Origin of the sequence: Legionella tunisiensis, assembly GCF_000308315.1 — a bacterium.
Lineage (GTDB): Bacteria > Pseudomonadota > Gammaproteobacteria > Legionellales > Legionellaceae > Tatlockia > Tatlockia tunisiensis.
The window spans coordinates 14640-34265 of record NZ_CALJ01000058.1 but is presented as its reverse complement, the minus strand read 5'-3'; the positions used below and the strand labels follow the sequence as shown (position 1 = coordinate 34265).

Here is a 19626-nt window from a genome sequence, read left to right as displayed (position 1 = left end):
TTACTCATCTTTTATTTAGGACTATTCATGGCCAATATAGAGCAACCTCATCTGATCTCACACAAGGTGGCAGAGGAAACTCTCGCTATTGTAGTTGATAAAATCGCAACCCGAATTAAACAGGAAGGCGATAAACCTTATATTACTGTAACAGAACAACTTGACCTGCTTAACCAATTAGCGGAATTTGATTTTGGCCGTTTTTTATTACAAAACCAAGGGATTAATGGTTACTGGACTCATTACATGCTCTATCATCCCCAAATTGGGCGTAAAAGTGGTAAAAACAACTGTGGCCAACCATTTACGGAATTAGAAGCGTTTATTCTCGATCGTTCTCCTCTAATGCTTGCAACACAAGAGCGTTGTGAAATTTTCTTACAAAAAATCAGAAAGAAGTTCACAATGGGGCAAAACTTGCCTGCATCCCCTGTGGAATGATGGGTGAACTTTTATACCTCAATTTAGGGTCTGTAGATAATATTGAACTCGTCGGGATTGATTATGACTCTGCTACTTTAAAAGATGCCGCTGAATTGGCAGAAAAACGGGGATTAAGCCAGTTAGTGAAACTTTATCAACAAGATGCCTGGGAATTGGATGTTCACGATGAATTCGACCTAATTTCCAGTAATGGTTTAACTATTTATGAACCTGATGATGAAAAAGTTTTAGAATTGTTCCGGCTTTTTTACCAAGCTTTGAAATCAGGTGGAAAATTAGTGACTAGTTTTCTCACTCCACCCCCAACCCTTACCGAGCAATGTGAATGGGATTTATCAGTGATTAACCAAAAGGACTTATTGTTACAGAAAATTCTTTTCGCTGACATTATCGCTTCGAAGTTCCAGTGTTACCGTTCCACTGCTCTGACAAAAAACAGTTAACTAGCCTAGGTTATACCGATATTGAATTTCTCTATGATAAGGCAAAACTGTTTCCAACCGTTGTAGCTTATAAAAATTAGCCTGGTTTATGCAATAATGGCCATAAAGCGATGCAACAAACCGCTTCATGGTCAAGACAATTAACGCTCGTCGCAAACACTATAATAGCCATGACGGTAGGGATTACTGCGTGATCTAAAAACATAATTGCGGCAATGCTGGCCACGATCATCTACATAACGTTTATCTAAACGGAAAGCAAAATCGCCAAAATTCATGTCTTGCTGCCATTCCTGAGCTTGACGCGCTCTATCATTAGCTTCCATTTTATTTAAATATTTACTTAATTTACTGGCATGTCCCAGCGTTAAACACAATGCAGCGATCAGGAGAACAACTAGTTTCTTCACAATTACAGATCCAAATAAAAACCAAGAAGAATAATATTAAACCACATTATCGGCGAATAAACAAAATTGTCCGTGCCTAGCATGAAAGCAAGGCTAAGTGTCCAATAAAATCTATATTAGTATTCGTAAGAACCGCGGCCCGCCCCTTAAACAGCAATAGGGGCTTTGATTGCAGGGTGTGATTGATAATTGCGAAATTCAAAATCAGCGAACTGATAATCAAAAAGTGAAGGGGCTTTTTGTTTAATAATGAGTTGAGGTAACGGTAAAGGAGCTCGCTCTAACTGAATGCGTGCTTGCTCGAGATGATTTAAATACAAATGACAATCCCCACCAGTCCAAATAAACTCGCCTACGTTCAGACTGCATTGCTCTGCTACCATGTGAGTCAGTAAAGAATACGAAGCAATATTAAAAGGTACCCCTAAAAAACATCCGCCGAGCGCTGGTACAGTTGGCAAGAAAGGCGATTATCTGCAACATAAAATTGAAATAAGGCATGGCAAGGCATCAAAGCCATCTTGTCCAACTCACCAACATTCCAGGCACTCACAAGTAGGCGGCGAGAATCAGGATTCGTCTTGATTTGACTAACTACTTCCGTCAATTGATCGATAGAGCGACCATCTGGCGTAGGCCAAGAGCGCCATTGGTGACCATAAATAGGACCTAAATCCCCCTTGCTATCTGCCCACTCGTCCCAAATGGTTACACCGTTCTCATTCAGATAAGCAATATTGGTTTCACCACGTAAAAACCAGAGCAACTCATGAATAATACTGCGTGTGTGTAATTTTTTGTGGTTAGCAAAGGAAAACCGTCAGCAAGATTAAAACGCATCTGATAGCCAAACACAGAGAGGGTCCCTGTCCCGGTTCTATCAGCCTTTTTTGTCCCATGCTCTAAAATATGTTGGAGAAATTGCAAATATGTCTTCATCGTTTAGCCCACCGCAATAACCATAAACCTGCCACTAACATTGGGATAGAGAGTAATTGTCCCATTGTTAACCAATTAAAGGCAATAAAACCTATATGCGCATCAGGCTGACGAAAACACTCCGCAATTAAACGGCAGATAGCATAACCGATCAAAAAACATTGCTGATACACAACCCTTTGGTCTTGGCTTGGCAGCATACCACCAAAGAAAGATAAATAAAGCAATTCCTTCCAAACCAAACTCATACAATTGAGAAGGGTGACGAGGTTGTCCATCCGAATTCGGAAAAACTATAGCCCAAGGCACATCGGTAACGCGTCCCCACAGCTCTCCATTAATAAAATTACCAATTCGCCCAGCAGCAAGCCCCAGAGGGACTAAAGGGGCAAGAAAATCAGTTATTTCAACAAAAGGTTTTTTAATTTTACGAGCAAATAGCAGCATTGCTACAGCTACACCGAGTAAACCGCCATGAAAAGACATCCCCCCTTCCCATAATTTCAGTAGCTCCCAGGGCTTAGTAAATAAATGTTGCGTATTGTAAAACAACATATAACCCAGTCTACCGCCAATAATGACTCCCAAAGCAGCATAAAAATTAAATCGCCAATTTGCTCCGAAGTCCATTCCAAGTGGTAATGTTTCACTCGCCAATGGGCTAAAAGCCAAGCAATCAAGAACCCGGCCAAATACATCAAACCATACCAGTGTACCTTAATAGGACCCAAAGAAAATGCAACAGGATCAATAGCAGGAAAGGGCAGCATAAATACCTCTGAAAAAATCCTTTTAAATTAATAAATCGATAGCTGTTAAAAATAGAATAACAATAAACCCATATTTCAATTGTTCGATCGGCAAAATATAAGTTAATTTTGCCCCAATAGGAGCAAAAATACTGCTTGGAATAGCCACACACAATACCGCTGGCCAATAAACATACCCTGTTGTATAGGGAGGTAAGCCAATCTCATTCAAACCAGTCAGTATAAAAGTAATTGTACCAAGTACTGCAACAGTCAACGTACACAAAGCAGATACTGGCGTAATTTTTGGCATTTCTACCCCGCAATAGCTGAGATAGGGAATAATTACCGTACCGCCTCCTACCCCTAATAATCCAGATTTACACCCTATTAAGAAACTTATCAAATTGTTAATCCAAGGACGAGGAAATTGTTGTGGACGAACTATATGCATACCCGATAACATCTTGAACGCAACAAACAACAAAAATAATCCAAACAATATTTGCAGCCAATGCGTTGGCAATTGATCAGCAAGTATCGCACCACTGACTGCACCAATAACAATGCCCGGCCACAAACGATTATAAATACTCCACAAAATTCCGCCCTGACGATAGTGAGCGCGTACGGAAGACTGTGAAGTAAACAACATAATGGCCAAGGAAGTACCGGCGGCAATGTGCATAGTCAAATTAGAAGGGAAAGCGGGATTATGTTGAAAAATAAAAAGCAATGAGGGTACTACAATGATGCCCCCTCCTATGCCCATAATGCCCGACATGAGACCAGCAAAAGCACCTGCTAGAGCATATATACTGCCATTTGCAGCTATTTCCGATAAAATCACGACCGTCCTGCCCTGATTAAGCCACCCAAACCCTCGTCCTCCAACGCTTTTTGCAAATACAATCTAATTTCAGCTGGGTGTTCAAGCTCTAATACATCAGCCAGCACTTTTCGCGCTTGAGCCAGAGAAATATTACGAATTACCCATTTCACACGTGGCAAGCTTGTTGAATTCATACTTAAGGTATCAAACCCCATTGCTAGCAATAGGATCACAGCGAGGGGATCACTGGCCATCTCACCACAAATACTTACTTCAATACCCGAGGCATGACCACCTTCTACCACTTTCATTAAAGTACGTAGCATAGCCGGATGAAAACCATCATAAAGCCCTGCTACGCGCGCGTTATTGCGGTCAACGGCCAGTAAATATTGCGTTAAATCATTACTACCCACTGAGAGAAAATCAACCCGCCTTGCTAATTCTCGAGCAAGATAAACTGCCGCTGGAACCTCAACCATCACACCCAATTTTGGTCTTTCAATACGGCAACCCTCTTCTAACAATTCTTCATAGGCCTGTCCAACCAAATAGGCAGCCTCTTCTACCTCACTTAACGTAGTCACCATAGGTAACATAATGCGCAGATTATTTAGCTCCTCACTGGCACGCATCATTGCGCGTACCTGCATTAAGAAAACATCTGGATGATCGAGAGTGACACGTATGCCCCGCCAGCCCAAATAAGGATTATCTTCTTCTACTGGAAAATAAGGCAGTACTTTATCACCACCAATATCCAGCGTACGCATGGTCACAAATCGTGGCGCGAATGCCTTAAGAATCTGGCGATAAATAATGTATTGTTCATCTTCCGATGGGAAACGATCACGACTCATGAATGGGACTTCAGAACGATAAAGTCCAACCCCTTCTGCGCCTACACTCATTGATAATCCTGCATCCATGGCAAGTCCAGTATTCACTTGCAAGGATACCCGGTAATTATCCAGTGTTTCTGCCGGCTTATCCCGCAAACTCACCAAGCTTTGATTTAATTCTTGCTCTTCTTGCGCCAGCTTTTTAAATTCTGCCAGAACAGTTTTCGAGGGCGACACATAAACATGACCATAATACCCGTCAACAACAACAGCACGACGCGATAAATGTTCAATTTTAAGCCCACGAACTCCCATGACTGTCGGTACACCTAAAGCACGCGCTAGAATAGCAACGTGGGAATTATTCGCTCCTTTTGCAGATACAACACCAGCCAGATGCCCTTCCGGCACTTCAGCTAACGCTGCAGCAGTGATTTCCTCCCCAATCAGGATAGTCCGGCGTGGGTAGATTATTTCTTCCCGCTGTGACCACTGCAGTTCGGCAAGTACCCGTCGACCTAAATCACGAAAATCGGAGGCGCGTTCACGAAGATAGTCATCCTCCATACTTTCAAACAGTTGTACATGTTTTTTGATAACAGCGGACAAAGCTGCCTGTGCACTGAGATGCTCTTCACGGATAACATGTTCAACTTCAGCACCTAAACTATCCTTATCAAGGATGCGCAAATACACATCAAATAAAGCATGTTCATCCTCATCAACACTTGCCTTCATACGCTTGCTTAAGCGTTGCATATCCTCGCGAGCCATTTGTAATGCATGAAAGAAGGTCGTGATCTCCGCATCAAGATCTTCAACGGTGCGACGCGGAACTGCGTCAATATCAGCGGGAGGATAGACAATAACGGCTGTGCCAATACCGACACCAGGCACAGAACCTACCCCGGTTAAAGCCGTAGGGGCCAAATCAACTTTATCGGTTCCTAACGGTTTTGGCTGGGTTAATTGCGCTAACTCGCCAGTTGCTTCAGCATGAGCAATAATACCACCAAGCTGCGCTGCTAAAGTAATTAAAAAAGCTTCTTCAGCATCATCAAAACAACGTTGCTCTATTTGTTGTACAGTTAACACACCATACAATTTACGATGTTGAATGATCGGCACGCCTAGAAAAGCATTCAGATGCTCTTCGCCAAGAAGGCTATGTTGATAAAAATCGGGATGCGAGGGTGCATTTTCAATATTAATCGGTTCTTCGCGGCGCCCCACTAAGCCAATCAAGCCACTGTCTAATCCAACACGCACTCTTGATTCTGCTTGCCTGTTTAAACCTTCGGTAGCGATCAATACATATTCGGCGTGCTTATTATCAATAAGGAAAACGGAAACAGCATCAGCATTAACTGCTTTGCGCACTCGTTGCACCAGGATTGTCAATGCATCTGTTAATTGATTGGCTGTGGTTACATCCTGTACGATTCGTTTTAATATTTTTAGCATTTATCGACTATGATTACCTCGCTTACGGCGTGCACCAAATGGAGTGCGACGTTTCCTTAACAAGTGCTCCAATTCTTTCATGGCCTGAGCATAGACTTGTCTTTTGAAGAAAATAACCTGCTCTTGTGGTTCGTGATAATCAATCCAGCGCCAGCTATCAAACTCAGGCGAATCACTTAAATCCAGTCGAACCTTCTGCTCAGAAGCAACCAATCTTAACAAATACCATTTTTGCTTTTGGCCAATCACCAAAGGCTCTTTGCCATGACGAAGATATTGTTTAGGCAGACGGTATTTGAGCCAGCGTTTAGTTGAACCTAATACTTCAATATCTTCTCTATCCAAGCCTATTTCTTCTCGCAATTCACGATACATAGCCTCTAACGAGTTCTCACCTGTGGCAAGTCCCCCTTGCGGAAATTGCCAGGCATCATGACCATAGCGTCTACCCCAAAACACCCGGCCAGATCCATTGACCAGAATGATCCCAACATTCAGCCGATACCCGGCTCGATCGATAACCATGTTGCCACTGCTTACACTAAACCGTTAATACCTTGATTTTTCCACAAAGTACAAGAGCTTGGCAAATAAATCTGCGAGTATAAGATTCATTTCCAATGACTCTCACTCGCAGATGAAAGATAACTCGCTCTCATTCAATCCTTGTGGATGTAATTTCTACAAAGCTGTCATGAGCTTGTCAAGACTACAGCTAAAACAAGGAAACATTCCATAATGCTCCGGATGGCAGGTATAATTGCTAATAAACTCTCAGATTAGGTATGCGCCCCTTATGAAAAAACGCATTTTGATTCTTAATACCGGCGGAACAATCAGCTCGGTAAAAACCAACCATGGTTACGAACCGGCCACGGGATATGTGCAATCAGCCCTAGCTAAAATTCCTGCTTTAAATCATGCTGAAATGCCAGATTACACTATTAAGGAATATCAACCACTGCTTGACTCATCCAACATGACAGTGACTGATTGGAATCGCATTGCAACCGATATTGCCAATGAATATTCGACGTTTGACGGCTTTGTAATTTTCCATGGTACAGACACCATGGCTTACACAGCGTCTGCCTTATCGTTTATGCTGGAAAATCTGGGTAAACCGGTCATTGTTACTGGCTCACAAATTCCTTTATCTGAGGTTCGTAATGATGCGTTGGACAATGTAATTACCTCTTTGTGGCTTTGCGCGCATCAACCCATTAATGAAGTATGTATTTACTTCAATCAGCATTTGCTACGTGGTAACCGAGCACAAAAAATTAGCGCGCAACGCTTTAATGCCTTTGATTCACCCAATGCCCCACATTTAGCTACGATTGGAATCAGTATTCAATTACATCAAGAGCGCCTGCTCTCCGCACCGACCAACCCTTTTTGTTTGCAAACAATAAGTCCACAATTTATTGCCAACTTTCGATTATTCCCCGGTTTTGCCACTAAAGTATTGGAATTTATTTTACAGCAACCACTAAAAGGACTGGTCCTGGAAACCTATGGTGCAGGAAATGCGCAAAACAATGATCCGCAATTTTTGGCTCTTTTACAAAATGCCTGTGAACGAGGCATTATCATCGTCAATTGCAGTCAATGTCAGCATGGGCGAGTAGAAATGAACCAATATGCTACAGGGTATACTTTGAAGCAAGCAGGTCTTATCAGCGGCCATGACATGACGCCAGAAGCCGCCCATTGTAAATTGCTTTATTTATTCAGTAAAAATTTGAGTAATCAGGACGTCAAAGCATTGATGGAAACCAATTTATGCGGGGAACTAACTCCTTGAAATGCACTTTTATACCCCTATATTACTCAAAGCGTGTACCTACATAGTATGAGTCAATGATAGGCGGGTTAATCTCCGCTTCTACAGCCTCAGCGCACTCTTGCAAATAACCTGGACCCGGCTTAAAAGTAGGTAGCTCAATGCTAAATGAAGTAAAGAATATTACACTGACTGGGAGATTAATTTTCGGGCCAAAGCGGGCACATAAAGAGACATTATCTTCTTTCAACGTCTTTAAAGATAACCCTACACTCTTCTTTCTCGCCGCCGGATAATCGACAGGCTTTTTTCAATTACTTCAATTGGCATTTCTACATCTTCGATATCTTCATCACGCTGCTGCTCCTCCAGTATCTTCCTCACTCTTTCCGCCTCGCGACGATCAATTTCCTCATAGTGATTAAGCTCTCCTATATTTTCTTCACATTGTTTTAAATTGGCTATAAGAAGTTTTTCTTTTTCTTCTGCCAATTTGTAGCAAGAGGAAATTTGCGGATTTTGTAATAACTTGCTAAGAAGAGTCTTGTTGCCTGCATCCTCGACTTTCTGCGCCAGATACCTTATTGTTTGATAACGATAAGCATTCAACGGGGTATGATCATCGGGAATATCAAGAAGCTTTACACCTTCTTTCTCTGCGGCTTCAAGTTTTTTGTATATATCATCCAGTAAGGTGATCACCGCTTGCAGGGCAGGGCCCGACGTACCTTCATCATAACCCTTTTCACTACTTGCTAACTTCGCTGACTCTTTACATGCAGTAATGAGTCCTTTCAGAATTTCTAATGTAGCCTCATCATTCTCCCCATCACTAACAGCATGAAGTTCGGATAATAAATCATCGTCAAGATCTTGCTTCGTAGCAGATAACTCTTTGTCACGACCAAAAAAGCCTAAGCTTAAAAGACTAATTACCTGGTTAGTCAGACCTGAATCGGTGCTAACAGAATCATTCCTAATTTGCTTAATTCTTCTGGCGAGGATAATTTTTGCGACCTGAAGAAAAATGGTCATGGCACTACTCCTTTGCTCATATTTTTTTATCATATCTATTAATTATTCTATTCGCAACATACATACAAACTGTTTAATTCAGTAGCCATCCTGAATAATGTTGTTCCAAAAAAGGAAATCGTAGGTCTATGTCACTACAAATTATTATTTTAGCCGCCGGTCAAGGTAAGCGGATGTATTCCAGTACCCCAAAAGTATTGCACAAGATTGCTGGAAAACCGATGCTCGTACGTGTAGTAGAGACAGCAGAACAACTCAATCCAGATGCTATTCATGTCGTTTATGGTCATGGTGGTGAGCAAATAAAAGCAGCGCTTCTCAATCTCCCTGTCAATTGGGTATTACAAAACGAGCAACTTGGAACTGGGCATGCCGTGATGCAAGCGCTGCCTCATATTCCTTCGGATTCACAAGTGCTCATTCTTTCAGCAGATGTCCCTTTAATTGAGGCGGAAACGCTGCAAAACCTGATTGATAAACACCGCTCTGCTCCTGCACAAGCCAATTCCTTAAGCTTATTGCTGGCAAAATTTGCCAACCCAACTGGACTAGGCCGCATCGTCCGTAATGCGAAAGGAGATATTTCTGCCATCGTCGAAGAAAAAGATGCGACTGTAGAGCAAAAAAATACAGGAAATATACAGCGGCATTTGTTGTGTACAAGCGGCTGACTTAGCTCGCTGGTTACCACAGTTAGGCTGCAATAATGCCCAAGGCGAATATTATTTGACAGAAATCATTGCCATGGCAGTCAATGAGCAGCTAGTGATTACCTCTCTGCAAACACCAAACCTTGTGGAAATCCAGGGAGTCAATGATCGTTTACAATTACAGCAATTGGAGCGTGTTTGGCAACAGCGTCTTGCCAAACAGTTAATGCTTTCTGGTGTTTCCCTGGCTGATGCTAGCCGCCTTGATGTACGTGGAGAACTTCATTGCGGCCAGGATGTATTCATTGATGTTAACAACGTGTTTAGCGGCAAAGTGGTATTAGGAGATGGGTGCTATATAGGGCCCAATTGTGTCTTCCACAATGTTACTCTAGGTGCTCATTGCGAAATCCTTGCTAATTCTATTCTGGAAGATTGCCACCTTGGTGAAGCCTGTCATATCGGCCCCTTCGCGCGTTTAAGACCAGGTACAAAATTAGCCAATGATTGTAAAATCGGCAATTTTGTTGAAACAAAAAACGCAATTTTTGGCGAGGCCAGTAAAGCAAGCCACCTAAGCTATTTAGGTGATGTCACTCTTGGTAAAGAGGTTAATATTGGGGCAGGTACTATTACCTGTAACTATGATGGTGCTAATAAACACCAGACAATCATCGAGGATGGTGTTTTTGTCGGTTCTGATACTCAATTAGTTGCCCCCGTTACAGTAGGGGCAAATGCTACTATTGGTGCCGGTAGTACCATTCGCAAAAATGTGCCCGCCAATGAATTGACTTTAACTGAGAGTAAACAAAAGACGATCACTGGCTGGAAAAGACCTATCAAAAATCTTAATTAAGATTTCCAGCTTTTAGTAAACTTATCTTTTCTCCCAAGTTAGTTGGCGGACAAACAAGATGCATTTTCCATCTGTTTGTGAAATTGATTGTACAACCATAAAATCACCGGTAAACCAATCAAAGTTGCTACTAGTTTATAGAGCCAGTAGGTAATTGCCAGAGTAAAAATTTGCTCATGAGGGTAAATACCAGCATACAATAAACTGTAATTAACTAGACAAAATCAATGTAGTAGCACAAATATTCGCAGTGAGAATACGTGCATAACGATTTGTTACAAGCTTGGTTTTTTGCAGATACTCTAATAACGACGCATTGGTAAAAAATTAACAGCCAAAGCCAAACTTGCTGCAGGGATCTGTCGCGGCATCACTAAAGAATAGAAAGGATTCAGATTAAAAAATCGGGAGATGGTAGCGCAACCGTCCCCATTAACAAGAAATCGAAGATCAATTGCGTAATTAACAACATGATTATTAAACGAATATTTGCCTTATAACCATAAAGCTCGCCAATAAGGTTACTGACCATCATCGTGAGAGGAAATAACAATCCACTTGCTGTTAAAACCCAACCATTAGGAAAGGAAACTAGTCGATATTCACAAGCTAAACAGATCAATAGGATAGCAACCGAAAAACTGACCAAATAGTGATATAGAGGAAATGATAAATACTGTGGTAACGCTTCAGTAAGCTGTTTTGCTTTATCTAGCCTATCGAAAAGTAGCAAGCAAATAAGATAAATAACGCCTATTAGTAATAGAATAGTCAATGCGAGCATCGAAGAATCAAGATAAATTTGATTAAACCTATGAATGTGTGGATCAGAAAAAAGTAAAACGAAATCCAAACTAAAAAAAGAAAATCCTCCCAAAAGCGCCATTAAAAGGCGTTTCTTAGGTGAAGCAAATAGTTTACTGTTTCTTGCACAGCAAATCATATGTGGCAAATAAAAACTTAAGCCAAAAGCCAACGTTGATGCAAAGAATTTTTTGGGGATGTCTTCAAAAACAATCTGATAGGCGGGGTTATCATACATTGTTTCCGCTGCTGGCAAATTTACCAGCAAATAAATACCTATAGAAAACAAATACAGGGCAAGGAGCGATTGATTGAGTATATGGCGTTGTTGGACAATATTGCATTCTTTTAAAACCAATAAATAAATAAAAGCTACCAAAGGGCAAAGTACTGCACTTGCAGTAAAAATTAAGCCCTGGATAATAATGATCTTAAACGAGACATTGATCAACAAAATAAGACAAGTCATCATGCCCACAGTAAGGGGAAGATAGCTGCGTTTTTGTAGCACAGTTGAAAAAATCGTCATCATTCAGTCGAACTCATATTACAAATCCGAGACCAATTTTTACCCCAGACTGCACTCCAAATTGTGCAGCAATATATCATTGTTGCCTTTCTTTTGGCAAATTTTGCCAACCAAAATCATTGAGATAGAACGAAATGCCTTTTCCTAAATAAATCATTATTGTAACAATCAACATTGACTGAATCCTTCCTTGAAATCAGAATAGTAGTGATACAACACAAGGAATAACTTATGGATTCACATAAGAAAAAATCGTCAGCAAAAAAGGGAATGCTACCTGGTTCAGCTATCTATGTAGGTGAAAACCCGCCCATTAAAACCAAAATCTACATCCATATTTATGACAACCATAGCTATACGAGAATCGAAGGCTTATCCCTGACAATTATCCAGGATGCCCTAGCTGCGAATCAGTCTGTTTGGATAGATGTTTCGGGGCTTGCCGATAGTCCCAAAATTAGTGAGCTCTGCACCGAATTTGCCATTCACCCCTTGTTTGTTGAAGATATCTTAAATACTCATCAACGTGCCAAATTAGATGAAATCGATGGTGGTTTCTTTGTTGTTTTTAAATTATTGCATAGCGCTACACATCATCTAAGCTATAACGTTGAGCAGCTCAGTATGGTAGTAAAAAAATCTATTATTAACTTTTCGTGAATCCGATAATTATAATTTTCATCCGATTTATAATTGCCTGAGTGCAGAGCAATCTTTGGTAAGAGAACATGGCAGTGATTATCTTACGCATCTTTTAATGGACAATATAGTGGACAATTATTTCAATTTCGTTGAAGAGATTGAACAAAATTTGAGTAGCATGGAAGATCTGCTCCTGAAAGATCCTCAAGCGATTGACCTCTCGAGTTTATATACCATAAAAAGACATACCATGACTCTGCGAAAAGCGATCACACCGCTGCAGGATATTGTCCATTTATTATTGTCAGAGCATAACCGCTTTATCGATGCTAAGTACCGCCTTTATTATCGCGATTTACATGATCACTGTGTACGCCTTTTACAATCTATTGATTTACAAAGAGAAATGAGCAACTCCATTCTAGAAATTTATTTATCAACGCTCAATAATCGCATGAATGAAACCATGAAGATCCTCACCTTGTTTGCCAGTCTCTTTATTCCTTTGACTTTTATAGCAGGTATCTATGGTATGAATTTCGTCGACATGCCGGAGTTAAAATGGCGTTATTCTTATCCACTCATTCTTGGGCTAATGCTTCTGTTAACTATTCTCATGCTTTACTATTTTAAGAGAAAAAACTTTTTTGACCCAGATTAACGCTAGTTCGATATAAAATTCTGTTTTTATGTCGCCAAACGAACACTATCCGGTAAAATGCGTAGCATTATACGGGCTCCAGTATCAAATAGGGTACAGAACGGTGAGATTCTTTCTCTTAGGTCGAATAAGTGTTGGAAGAATCTGTTAAAAGTACATATTCTGCACTACCTCGTTTATTCTTAGTCACAATAACGCTTGTAGGATCTACTTTAAAAAACGAGGGCTTCCCTTTCCAATCACATCGCTTGCACTCGTTTTTGGATGATTTGAACGTTTTCGAATAACAGTCTGAGCCTCTGCTTTGGTAGATTTTTGGTGTCTAATAACTTTTTCTGGAGCAATTTGATACCGTTTATTAACCTTAGGCTCTGTGTTTGATGCAGGAAATTTCTGTATATCCTGGCTCTCATGACCTCGTAGAGAAGGTGAGCCATCCTCAACTGGGATGGGCGGAGGCGGCCCAACATGTAGCCCTTCCAATTTTTCACGATAGCTCCCCAAAGCCAGCATAAAATCTTCATTGCCCATCAGTTTTAGCAATAACGCCGTAAGAGGCTCGGGAACGCCAAAAAATGCCTTGGCTGCAGTAGAGGAAGCGCTAGGCAGTTGTCCTGCGAAGAAGATTAACCAGCTTTCACGCTTTGCCTCAAACGATTTAATTGCCTTTACTAACTTGTCACGTACACCATTCCAGTTAGGAGCAATGACAGGGTCATCAATGAAATACTGCATCGTTTGTAGTGAGTGTGGTAACAAAATAAACTTCACCTTGTCAGCCCAGGGATGAAGCCAAATAGTCTCACCCAATTTCCACACTTTTCCGATTTGCGTTAAAGAAATAGTAGGTAATCGCTCTTTGTTCACGATGCGGGGTAATACTACTCTTGAACCTGCAATCAAAATCTCAAAAAATACCCCGATCGCACGCCTGGTAGCCACTATCGGATCGCGAATACCATAAGTTGATTGGCGCACTGGTGGGGGTAACTTCATATGAGCAGTGATACTAAAAAAGGACGAGTAAGCCACTGCTAATGGCATCTTGATAGTAAAATTTAGGGATAGTAATTAGATATTTAGTCGTCAAGTATTCTATGAGGGAAACAGCCCCATTGGTAGTAAGGCTCTGCCCAATCCCAAGAGCCCAAACAAGTCTCGCGTATTCATTAAAATATTCTTCCTGGTGGCGATCACAAACCTCGGGAATAATCGTCGACAGAATATAACTTCCTTCGTTATAAGTCGATGCTACCGTGGTGAGCGTTTCTCCTATGCCAGGTATATAGCCCAACAGCTTTACCAGTTGTTTTGTGGTGGAATACTTAATAGTACTGCGAATGACTCCTTTTAAAAAACGCGCGTCAGTACAGGGCTCCTCAGTACAAATAACCATCTTTGGTTTATTAGAAGTTAGGTCATCGCCAGCCACAAGAAGTACCACCAGCGTACGCATCATCATTTGCGACCGATGCCTATTGGTATAAATCCAGACTCCCCAGTCTAAAAGTCCTAATGCCATGATGATGCTGGTATCTATACTCAGCCAGGGAGCATCTGATTCATCACCGAGATAGGTACGACCTCCTTGTTGAATCAGTGTATTGACATAAGAAGGGACAATGATGCGGGGTAAATCTTCAGCCATAATACGAGTTACATGACTGGCAACTTTACGAGTTTTTGGATCAACAACGGTTGAATAAAGCACCTTTGGTGCAACGCTGATTTCTTCAACCAAATGTTCTAAAATTTGATAAGAAGAATGAAGTGAACGTATGACGGTTTTCTTAACAAAGGTGTTATTCCACAGGGAATTACCCCACCCCTTGGCTGTGCTCCATGCATCCCAAAGCCCCATATTGCTCTCCGGCAATAGTCAAAATTTTATTCTAGGGGTAACGTTAAAAAATTACCAGAGTAGCCTATTTTTTTAGCGAGTAGCCTCAGAATACTCTGATTATGTGGTTTTATGCTCAAACTCACAAAGATCGCGAATAAGACAATCAGGGCAACGCGGTTTGCGAGCAACACAGACATAGCGGCCATGTAAAATAAGCCAATGGTGGGCATCGTGTATAAATTCTTTATCAATCTGCTTAAGTAAGGCTAATTCAACAGCCAAGGGCGTTTTTCCTGGTGCTATTCCAGTTCGATTAGCAACCCGAAAAATATGAGTGTCTACTGCCATCGTTGGTTGACCAAACGCTGTATTGAGCACCACATTAGCTGTTTTACGCCCCACACCTGGCAATGCTTCTAAAGCGTCACGACTGTCTGGTACTTGGCCATTGTATTTTTCAATAAGGTGTTGGCAAGTCTTTATCACATTTTGCGCTTTACTATTAAATAAACCAATGGTTTTTATATAAGTCTTTAATTGCTCCTCTCCCAGAGCCAATATTGCTTTGGGCGTATTAGCAATAGGAAAGAGTTTAGCCGTTGCCTTATTAACACTCACATCGGTTGCTTGCGCGGAAAGCATAACAGCGATGAGCAATTCAAACGACGAGTTGTAATGCAATTCTGTTGTAGGATATGGATTTTGAGCACGAAAACGTTCAAAAATAGCACGGCGCTTTGCTTTATTCATGTCTTTTTTGCCTGCACTCTTGCTAGTGCCTGCTTGATATAATCCTGTTTGGCTTGGATATCCTGCCTGGCATCGCTGGTTTTAACTGCCAATTGGCGCTTTTCACGATAAACCTGCTGTTTCTCCTGCTCCTCTCTTAGCAGGCGTGCTTGTTTGGCGTGAAATCGTTGACGAACTACTGTCTTATCGTAGCCGGATTCTGGTAAATTCACTAGTTCAATACAGTCTACCGGGCAGGGGGCCACACAAAGCCCACAGCCTGTACATTCATGGGCAATCACAGCATGCATCAACTTAGCACTACCAATAATCGCATCGACAGGACAAGCTTGAATGCATTTGGTACAACCAATGCATTCAGCCTCACGAATAACAGCTAAAGAAGGCGGACGAGTATTTGCTTCGACTGTTGCCAGGTAGGCTTCTGTATTCACGCCTAGCAACTCACCAAGCGCTTGCATTGTTGTCACCCCGCCAGGTGGGCAGCGATCTATAGGAGCAATGCCTTGGGCTAATGCTTCAGCATAAGGTAAACAGCCCGAATAACCACACTCACCACATTGAGTCTGTGGTAATAACTCGTCAATTGCCTTAACAGAAACCATTATTTTATCTTCATCCCAGGTTGCGCTCCTGCATCCGGTTGTAAAAGAAAAATATCTTTCCCATCACCCGCTGCCAATACCATCCCTTCGGATACCCCAAAACGCATGGTTCGTGGAGCTAAATTAGCAACTACTACAGTCAAACGGCCTACGAGATCATCCGGTGCATAAGCGCTTTTAATTCCAGCAAATACTTGCCGCTTTCCATCGCCAATATCCAATTGTAACCGCAATAATTTATCCGCTCCCTCTACAGCCTCAGCAGACACAATTCGAGCTACCCGTAAATCAACCTTGGTAAAATCTTCAATGCTGATTGTATTCACTGTCACTTTATCCTGTTTTTCTTGAACATCAGTTGTACTCACTAAGGACTCCTTGGTTTGTAATAGCATGGCATCGATTTTCTCTTTTTCTACTCGCACCATGAGAGGTCTAAATGTATTAATCTTGTGGCCAAGGAGCGGTCTATCGATATTATCCCAGCTAAACGCTTCGCAATTTAGAAATTGTTCGCTCGCTTCCGCCATCATTGGTAATACTGGTTTTAAATAAGTCATCAACAAACGAAATAGATTCAAACCCATGGTGCAAATTGCCTGGACATCAGTCAAACGTTCATTGTCCTTGGCAAGTACCCAGGGCTTGTTCGTATCGATATATTGATTAACTCGATCAGCACATTCCATGATTTGTCTGATAGCACGCGCATAATCACGCTGAACAAAGGCATCAACAATCTCCGTCCGTTGAGCCAACAGTTGCTGATAAAGAGCCGGTTCGGCTAATTCGGTTGCCAATTGGTTATCAAAACGCTTATTAATAAAACCAGCGCAGCGACTGGCAATATTAACCACTTTACCTACCAAATCTGCATTCACCCGGTTAATAAAATCATCAAAATTCAAATCCAAATCATCCACTCGGCTATTTAGTTTTGCAGCAAAATAATAACGTAAATAGTCTGGATGCAAATGAGCAAGGTACGTGCGAGCTTCAACAAAAGTACCGCGTGATTTTGACATTTTCTGGCCATTCACGGTTAGAAAACCATGTGTGAAAATTGCGGTGGGCAACCGATATCCACTCGCTGCTAATAAAGCCGGCCAAAACAAAGCATGGAAATAAACAATATCTTTACCTACGAAGTGGTACAACTCCGTTGTAGAATTTTTATCCCAAAATTCAACAAAGGACAAATTATTTTCATCACAGTATTTCTTAAAACTGGCCATATAACCTATAGGTGCATCTAACCAGACATAGAAATACTTATCACTGACGCCAGGAATTTGAAAACCAAAATAAGGCGCGTCACGCGAAATATCCCACTGCTTTAAGCCAGCAGCAAACCATTCATCCAATTTGTTGGCTACTTCTGTTTTGCAAATGCCCATTGCGTGTCCATTCCTTCAATAATTGTTCATACCGTGGCAAATCAAAGAAATAATGCTCCGACTCTTTTTCAATTGGTTTTGCACCGGAAATAGCAGAGACAGGATCAATAAGCTCGGTTGGTGCGTAGGTTGCCCCACAAGATTCACAATTATCACCGTATTGATCGGCGGCACCACATTTGGGACAAGTCCCTTTCACATAACGATCGGGCAAAAACATTGCCTTCACTGGATCGTAAGCTTGGCGAATGGTTTTTTAACAATAGCACCAGCTGCTTGTAATCGTTCATAAATATGAGCAGCCAAAACACGGTTTTCCTGGGAATGAGTCGTGTGGTAACAATCGTAATTAATAGAAAACGCTTTAAAATCCTGTTCATGACTCTGCTTCATTTGAGTAGTCAGTTCTTCTGGCGTAATTCCTAATTGTTCGGCTTTCAGCATAATGGGCGTACCATGGGCATCATCACCACAAACGCTGATACACTGGTGACCTAGCATTTTATGAGTACGCACCCAAATATCGGTCTGAATATGTTCGACCAAATGTCCAAGATGTAAATGCCCATTCGCATAAGGGAGTGCGCTGGTCACCAGCATTTTGCGGACTGTTGTCATAAAGTGATTGCTCGCAACAATAAAAATGGCAAATTATAACGCATACGCCGTCGGAATGCTCCATTTATACGTTACAATAGAGACTAATATTATGGTTGCCCGATAAAAAAGGATAATAAATCCTCATGAATAACCCTCGTCTTATTATTGGTATTAGCGGCTCATCCGGTATTATTTACGGCATTCGTTTATTGGAAGTATTAAAAAATTTTCCTATCGAAACTCATCTAGTCGTGAGTAAAGCCGCTCAACTAACTCGTGCTTACGAAACCAATTTGACCATGGAAGAACTTAAAGATTTGGCTGATATTTACCATCCTGCTACTGATATCGGTGCGTCTATCGCGAGTGGATCCTATAAAACAAAAGGCATGATTATCGCTCCCTGCTCTATGAAAACACTTGGCGAAATTGCTCATGGTATTACAGGGACTTTGCTTACCCGCGCGGCCGACGTCGTTCTTAAAGAGCGCCGTCGTTTGGTTTTAATGCCAAGAGAAACCCCCTTGCATCTGGGACATCTGCAAAACATGGTCACCGTCACACAAATGGGCGGAATTATTTGCCCACCTGTCCCTGCCTTTTATACTCAACCACAAACGATTGATGATTTGATTAACCATAGTGTCGGCAGAATTTTAGATTTGTTCGATATTGATAGCGGCTTAGTTAAGCGTTGGCAAGAATAATCGCTAGCAACTAGCAAAATGTCTCTAGGTTCTTTCTTGCCTACGCAATTAAAAACAGTTATTTTGGTGTTGAGAGCCTTGTTCTGTATCTGGATAAATGTGGCCATCAATTTTGATGCCTCGGGTTGGCGAAGCAAGTGGCGAACAATGATTAATACCATCACCATAATCTTCACCGTCAATAATAGAAGTTATACTATCGCCGCCAGCTCGTCTTTTTTCCAAACCACTCATCTGCATATTAAGATGACTACTAGCTATAGAAAGCTCTTTTGATTCAGGCTGCAACAAATGATCCAAACCATTATAAATACTAACGACTGTATTAAAAAGAATACTGGCAACCAGATTAATACTAAAAACAAGAGCCGTTATGGTAAGGACGGCGGCTGGGAGAGGCATAGGTCCTATAAATGCTAAGGGTGTGGTATCAAATAAAGTAAACCCAGCAATTGCCAGAATGACTGATGGGTAAAGAAACGCAACCATAGCAATTGCAATAGAGAATGCTGTCGCAATAAGAAGGGCGAAAGTCACCGCCCAATGTTCACTTAATAATTTCCGTAATAGACCTCTATTCTCATTTTCATAATGGTCTCCCAAACTAATAGGGGGAGGTCGGAAAAATGATCTAT

The 19626-nt window shown here is 41.4% G+C and carries 16 protein-coding genes and 5 pseudogenes; 6 read left to right on the top strand and 15 right to left on the bottom strand.

Annotated elements, in window-relative coordinates; all coding sequences use genetic code 11:
• Nucleotides 1–27: 27 nt before the first annotated feature.
• Nucleotides 28–441 (top strand): hypothetical protein, encoded by a 414-nt coding sequence (locus tag BN58_RS32775; RefSeq protein WP_232220337.1) that lies wholly within the window; start codon nt 28–30, stop codon nt 439–441.
• On the top strand, nt 438–887 hold the full coding sequence (locus tag BN58_RS32770) for an SAM-dependent methyltransferase (protein ID WP_232220336.1): 450 nt from the start codon (nt 438–440) through the stop codon (nt 885–887). The genes BN58_RS32775 and BN58_RS32770 overlap by 4 nt, the downstream gene beginning before the upstream one ends.
• 140 nt (nt 888–1027) lie before the next feature.
• On the opposite strand, the gene BN58_RS04470 is transcribed toward BN58_RS32770, so the two are convergent.
• From BN58_RS04470 to BN58_RS04445, 6 genes and pseudogenes are all read right to left on the bottom strand, one after another.
• Complete coding sequence (locus tag BN58_RS04470; RefSeq protein WP_019215827.1) at nt 1028–1297, bottom strand: hypothetical protein; 270 nt, start codon at nt 1295–1297, stop codon at nt 1028–1030.
• Nucleotides 1298–1443: 146 nt separating this feature from the next.
• Nucleotides 1444–2236 (bottom strand): annotated as a pseudogene (gene thyA, locus BN58_RS22050) (thymidylate synthase).
• A pseudogene (gene lgt, locus BN58_RS22045) lies at nt 2233–3006 on the bottom strand (prolipoprotein diacylglyceryl transferase). Before lgt ends, thyA begins: the two co-directional pseudogenes overlap by 4 nt.
• Nucleotides 3007–3028: 22 nt before the next feature.
• The gene (locus tag BN58_RS04455) at nt 3029–3835 is read right to left on the bottom strand and encodes a sulfite exporter TauE/SafE family protein (RefSeq protein WP_019215826.1); all 807 of its coding nucleotides are present in this window, start codon (nt 3833–3835) and stop codon (nt 3029–3031) included.
• A complete protein-coding gene (gene ptsP, locus BN58_RS04450) occupies nt 3832–6123 on the bottom strand; it encodes a phosphoenolpyruvate--protein phosphotransferase (RefSeq protein WP_019215825.1) in 2292 nt (763 codons plus the stop codon). Before ptsP ends, BN58_RS04455 begins: the two co-directional genes overlap by 4 nt.
• On the bottom strand, nt 6124–6648 hold the full coding sequence (locus BN58_RS04445; RefSeq protein WP_019215824.1) for an RNA pyrophosphohydrolase: 525 nt from the start codon (nt 6646–6648) through the stop codon (nt 6124–6126).
• A 271-nt stretch (nt 6649–6919) separates the two neighbouring features.
• On the opposite strand from BN58_RS04445, the gene ansA reads away from it, so the two are divergent.
• Complete coding sequence (ansA, locus tag BN58_RS04440; protein ID WP_019215823.1) at nt 6920–7930, top strand: asparaginase; 1011 nt, start codon at nt 6920–6922, stop codon at nt 7928–7930.
• 246 nt (nt 7931–8176) lie between these two features.
• Here ansA and BN58_RS04430 read toward each other — a convergent pair whose 3' ends face one another.
• Nucleotides 8177–8944, bottom strand: a complete 768-nt coding sequence (locus BN58_RS04430) for a VOC family protein (protein WP_019215821.1) — start codon at nt 8942–8944, stop codon at nt 8177–8179.
• Nucleotides 8945–9072: 128 nt separating this feature from the next.
• On the opposite strand from BN58_RS04430, the pseudogene glmU reads away from it, so the two are divergent.
• Nucleotides 9073–10453: pseudogene (gene glmU, locus BN58_RS22040) on the top strand (bifunctional UDP-N-acetylglucosamine diphosphorylase/glucosamine-1-phosphate N-acetyltransferase GlmU).
• 38 nt (nt 10454–10491) lie between these two features.
• Here glmU and BN58_RS32765 read toward each other — a convergent pair.
• Both BN58_RS32765 and BN58_RS22035 read right to left on the bottom strand, forming a co-directional pair.
• On the bottom strand, nt 10492–10653 hold the full coding sequence (locus BN58_RS32765; RefSeq protein ID WP_232220335.1) for a hypothetical protein: 162 nt from the start codon (nt 10651–10653) through the stop codon (nt 10492–10494).
• 191 nt (nt 10654–10844) lie between these two features.
• Nucleotides 10845–11789 carry a VUT family protein gene (locus BN58_RS22035; RefSeq protein ID WP_232220334.1) on the bottom strand — a complete coding sequence of 315 codons (945 nt, stop codon included), beginning with the start codon at nt 11787–11789 and terminating at the stop codon, nt 10845–10847.
• 228 nt (nt 11790–12017) lie between these two features.
• Between BN58_RS22035 and corA the strand changes: the two are divergent.
• Nucleotides 12018–13089 (top strand): annotated as a pseudogene (gene corA, locus BN58_RS37495) (magnesium/cobalt transporter CorA).
• A gap of 207 nt (nt 13090–13296) precedes the next feature.
• On the opposite strand, the gene BN58_RS04405 reads toward corA, so the two are convergent.
• The 5 genes and pseudogenes from BN58_RS04405 to metG all read right to left on the bottom strand — a co-directional run bounded on the left by BN58_RS04405 (nt 13297) and on the right by metG (nt 18302).
• The gene (locus tag BN58_RS04405; RefSeq protein ID WP_019215817.1) at nt 13297–14085 is read right to left on the bottom strand and encodes a hypothetical protein; all 789 of its coding nucleotides are present in this window, start codon (nt 14083–14085) and stop codon (nt 13297–13299) included.
• A 13-nt stretch (nt 14086–14098) separates the two neighbouring features.
• Nucleotides 14099–14950 carry a hypothetical protein gene (locus BN58_RS04400; RefSeq protein WP_019215816.1) on the bottom strand — a complete coding sequence of 284 codons (852 nt, stop codon included), beginning with the start codon at nt 14948–14950 and terminating at the stop codon, nt 14099–14101.
• Between the two features lie 99 nt (nt 14951–15049).
• Entirely contained in the window at nt 15050–15682 is a 633-nt protein-coding gene (gene nth / locus BN58_RS04395) for an endonuclease III (protein WP_019215815.1), read from the bottom strand.
• A complete protein-coding gene (locus BN58_RS04390) occupies nt 15679–16287 on the bottom strand; it encodes an RnfABCDGE type electron transport complex subunit B (RefSeq protein WP_019215814.1) in 609 nt (202 codons plus the stop codon). The genes nth and BN58_RS04390 overlap by 4 nt, the downstream gene beginning before the upstream one ends.
• Nucleotides 16287–18302: pseudogene (metG, locus tag BN58_RS22025) on the bottom strand (methionine--tRNA ligase). The gene BN58_RS04390 and the pseudogene metG overlap by 1 nt, the downstream one beginning before the upstream one ends.
• 125 nt (nt 18303–18427) lie before the next feature.
• Between metG and BN58_RS04380 the strand changes: the two are divergent.
• Entirely contained in the window at nt 18428–18991 is a 564-nt protein-coding gene (locus BN58_RS04380; RefSeq protein WP_019215810.1) for a UbiX family flavin prenyltransferase, read from the top strand.
• Between the two features lie 48 nt (nt 18992–19039).
• Here BN58_RS04380 and BN58_RS04375 read toward each other — a convergent pair whose 3' ends face one another.
• A complete protein-coding gene (locus BN58_RS04375) occupies nt 19040–19594 on the bottom strand; it encodes a hypothetical protein (RefSeq protein WP_019215809.1) in 555 nt (184 codons plus the stop codon).
• Nucleotides 19595–19626 lie beyond the last annotated feature (32 nt).